General features: G+C 73.4%; 4 protein-coding genes. 3 read left to right on the forward strand and 1 reads right to left on the reverse strand.

Going from position 1 to position 3,828, the window contains the following annotated elements; all coding sequences use genetic code 11:
- The 3 genes from BZL64_RS21725 to BZL64_RS21735 form a co-directional block, all read left to right on the forward strand.
- Positions 1–446 (forward strand): AAA family ATPase (locus BZL64_RS21725; protein ID WP_158101549.1); only part of this gene is annotated, 446 nt, incomplete at its 5' end.
- On the forward strand, positions 443–1,996 hold the full coding sequence (locus BZL64_RS21730) for an ABC transporter permease (RefSeq protein WP_086770872.1): 1,554 nt from the start codon (positions 443–445) through the stop codon (positions 1,994–1,996). The genes BZL64_RS21725 and BZL64_RS21730, both read left to right, overlap by 4 nt.
- Positions 1,984–2,820, forward strand: a complete 837-nt coding sequence (locus BZL64_RS21735; RefSeq protein WP_244205432.1) for a DUF1129 domain-containing protein — start codon at positions 1,984–1,986, stop codon at positions 2,818–2,820. The genes BZL64_RS21730 and BZL64_RS21735 overlap by 13 nt, the downstream gene beginning before the upstream one ends.
- A 10-nt stretch (positions 2,821–2,830) precedes the next feature.
- Here BZL64_RS21735 and mshD read toward each other — a convergent pair whose 3' ends face one another.
- Positions 2,831–3,757: a mycothiol synthase gene (gene mshD, locus BZL64_RS21740; protein WP_086770873.1), complete on the reverse strand. Its 927-nt coding sequence runs from the start codon at positions 3,755–3,757 to the stop codon at positions 2,831–2,833.
- Between the last annotated feature and the right edge of the window lie 71 nt (positions 3,758–3,828).

Consider the following 3,828-nt stretch of genomic DNA (forward strand, 5'->3'; position numbering starts at 1 on the left):
CCGGGGTCGCCGACGAGCGCGTCGCGCTGGCCGCCGCGCTCGTCGGCGACCCCGGTTTCCTCGTCCTGGACGAGCCGACCGTCGGTCTCGACCCGGAGCAGCGCATGCGCTTCCGAGGGCTGATCGCCGAGGCGGGCGAGGGACGCACCGTCCTGCTGTCCACCCACCAGACCGAGGACGTGGCGATGCTCTGCCACCGGGTCGTGGTCCTCGCCCAGGGCCGCGTCCGCTTCGAGGGCACCCCCGCCGAGCTGACCGCCCGCGCCGCGGGCCGGGTCTGGAGCAGCGCGGAGCGGGACCCGGCCGCCCTGGCCGGCTGGCGCACCGGCACCGGAACCTTCCGCAACGTCGGAGATCCGCCGAAGGGCGCCGACCTGCTCGAACCCACCCTGGAGGACGGCTATCTGCTCACCCTCGACAGCGAGAGCCGGACGGTGACCGCATGAGCACCACGATCACGACGGTCAGGGGATCCGCCCCCGCGCTCCCGGAACCCCAGGGACCCGGCCGCCGCCCCGGCGCCGTGCTCGCCCTGGCCCGCTTCGAAGCCCGCGAACTCCTCCTCCAGATCCCGATACTGGTCTTCATCGTCCTCTACCTGGGCTTCACCACCGCGCGGCTGGTGTTCCAGGACGGCATGAGCGACTACCCCGTTCTGAACACGGTCGACCGCGGCACCCAGACGGCCCCGCTGCTCCTCGCCATCGCCCTGCTCGTCTGCACCAACGCCGCCGCCCTGCGCTCACGCAAACACGGCACGGTCCAGCAGTTCGACGTCATGGCGATGGAACCCTGGCGCCGCGTCCTCACACACGTGCTCTCCGCGGTGCCGTTCGCGGTGCTCACCGCGGTCGTGGTCGCGGCCGAGTTCACCCGGGAAGCGCTGAAGCCCGGCGCGATCGGTCACGGCTCGGTCGGTGAACTGGCCGTGGGCCCGCTGGTCGTCCTGATGGCCGGCATCACCGGCGTCCTGCTGGCGCGGCTCGTGCCCGCATCCTTCGCGCCCATACTCTTCGTGATCGGCGCGTATCTGCTCATGGTCCTCGCCACGCAGGTCACCGAGTCGGACGACCCAAGGGTGGGCTGGCTCTCCCCGATGGTCCTCTCCGGGATCTCCGGCGGCGACCCGGTCCCCAGCGACCTCCTCGGCCGCCCCGCCGCCTGGCACGCCCTCTATCTGCTGGGGCTGTGCGCCCTGCTGACCTGCGCGGCCCTGCTGCGGTCCGGCGGACGCACCCGCGCGGTCAAGGCGGCTACCGCCCTCGCCCTCGCGGTCACCGCGACCGGCGCGATCGGCCAGCTCCCGCACGACACCGCCGCCCTGGAGGCGGCGCGGAAGAGCGCGTCCACGACCCCGCAGAAGTTCCAGTCCTGCACGGAGTACGAGGGATCGACGTACTGCGCCTTCCCCGAGTGGAAGGGCGTACGGGACGACTGGGCGGCGGTCGTCGACCGGCTCCGTTCCGCGGCCGGCGGCAGCGCGGCCGAGGCGCGGCTGACGGTTCGCCAGCGCATCGACGTCAGCGGCGGCATCGAGGAAGACACCGCGCTGGACCCCTCCACCACACCGGGCGAGGTGACCGTGGGCACCCGCTGGGGCGGCAACCGTGTCCCCGAGTTCGCGGTGGGAGCGGCCACCGTCCTGGTCGCGGGCACCGAGGACGCGACGACGCGGGACATGTGCGACGCCCGCGCGGTGACCATCATGTGGCTGGTGCTGGGCAGCGACCCGACCCCGATGGCCACGTTCCGGAACGTGCGGCTGGACGACGGCACCACCGGCTCGGGCCTGGTCCTGGCCCCCACCAACGGATTGAGCCTGACGGACCACCAGACGGCCGTCATCCGTGAACTGCTCGCCCGGCCGAAGGCGGAGATCACCGCCCTGGTCAAGAAGCACTGGTCGGCACTGACATCGGCGCAGACCTCGACGGCCGAGGCGGCCAAGCTGCTGGGCGTGGCGGTGCCGCAGGGGGTGGAGTCGTGCGACGAGTAGGAGACGCGAGCGGGTCGGAAGACCCCGCATCCGGCGGACGGCCCACCCCCTCCGACGGTCACGGCCCACCCGCCACTGCCGGCCGCGGGCCGTACCGGCCCGTCCCCTCCGACGGTCACGGCCTGTCCCCCGACGTCGGCCGCGGCCCGACCACCCGCCGCTCCCGAGCGCTGCTGCGGTCCCTCGCCCCGCCGGTGTGGCGGTCCCTGCCCTGGGTGGCGCTGACGGTGGCCGGTGGGCTGGGCCTGCTGTTCGCCGCGAGTACGCGGCTGCCGGACCAGACACCGGGGGCGGAGGTGGGACTGACGGTGCTGCGGGTGACCGCGCTGAGCGGCGGGGTGGGCCTGGCCTTCCTGCTCGACGACCCGGCCCGGCACACCACCGCCGCAAGCCCGCTCGGCCGGCCCTACCGAGCAGGCCTGCGCCTCGCGATGGCAACCCCGCTGCTCGCACTGTGGTGGACGGCGGTTGTACTCCTGCTGCCAGGACCGACCCGTCCGCCCTTGGGCCCGGTCACCTTGGAGGCCCTTGCCACAGCCACCTTCGCCATCGCGCTCGCGACCGCCACCGTGCGGTTCACGGACGGCGCCGAGGTGGGAAGGGGAGCGGCGATATGGCTGGGCGCGGCGGCCGCGGTGGCTGTCCTCGTCCCGGCACGCTGGGGACTGCTGACCCTGCCGGCGGACCGCTGGTGGGAGGAGACCCACGTGAGATGGGCGGTGCTCCTGGCGGTGACGCTGGCGTCGACGGCGCTGTGTGTGCCGGAGCCGCTGAGACGCCGGCAGGTGCCGGGCCTCAGCCCGTCCGGGAGAGTGCGGGGATGAGGCCGGGCCCTCAGGTCTCCGTGCGGTACATCAGGTCCGTCTCGTAGGTGACGAACCCCAGCCGCTCGTACACCGACACCGCGGCCTTGTTGTCGGCGTCGACGTAGAGCATGGCCGTGGGCAGCCCCTGGGCCGCGAGATGCCGCAGGCCGATCGTGGTGAGGGACTTGCCGAGGCCGCCGCCCTGCGCACCGGGGGCGACACCGAGGACGTACACCTCGCCGATCCCCTCCTCGGCGTGGACCTTCGTCCAGTGGAAGCCGATGAGCCGGTCCTCGCGGAAGGCGAGGAAGAAGCCGGCCGGGTCGAACCAGGGCTGGGCCTTGCGGTCGTCGAGGTCACGCTGGGTGAGGGAGCCCTGTTCGGGGTGGTGGGCGAAGGCGGCGGCATTGACGGCCAGCCAGGCCCCGTCGTCCTGCCCGGGGACGAAGGTACGGACGGTCACCCCCTCGGGGAACACCGGCTCGGGCAGGTCGAGGTCGGTCAAGGGACGGCGCATCTGGCGCAGTTCGCGGAACAGCGAAAGACCGAGCACCTGGGCGAGGTGCCGGGCGGCGGAGTGGCCGCCGTGGGCCCACACCCGCAGCCGTTTGCCGGAGGCGGCGAGCAGGGCGGAGCCGAGCGCCCGGCCGTGCCCGTGTCCGCGGTACGCGGGGTGGACGACCAGCTCGGCGGCCGGGGCCTCGACGGGGTCGGTGTCCTCCAGCTGGGCGTAGGCGACGAGTTCGTCGCCCAGGGAGAGCAGCAGGTGGGAGACGCCCTCGCGGGGGCCACCCCGCAGTTGCAGCCGGCCCTGTTCGGACACCGCTTGCCGGCCGTCGTTGTGGGCGGCCTCCGCGAGCAGGTCGATGACGGCCTCGGTCTGTGCGGGGGAGAGCGCGGAAAGGATCTCGATGGAACGGGAGCCGGGTGCCGATGCGGGGTCGTCGCTGGTCATGCGTACGAGGGTAAAGGGCGGGCTCGGCAAAGTGGCGGCATCAGCGGAGGGGAGGGGAATCAGCCGGGGAC

Origin of the sequence: Streptomyces bobili, assembly GCF_002154575.1 — a bacterium.
GTDB lineage: Bacteria > Actinomycetota > Actinomycetes > Streptomycetales > Streptomycetaceae > Streptomyces > Streptomyces bobili.

Coding starts and splice junctions, on each gene's coding strand:
- BZL64_RS21730 (WP_086770872.1), top strand. CDS start 443: ATGAGCACCACGATCACGACGGTCAGGGGATCCGCCCCCGCGCTCCCG.
- mshD (WP_086770873.1), bottom strand. CDS start 3,757: ATGACCAGCGACGACCCCGCATCGGCACCCGGCTCCCGTTCCATCGAG.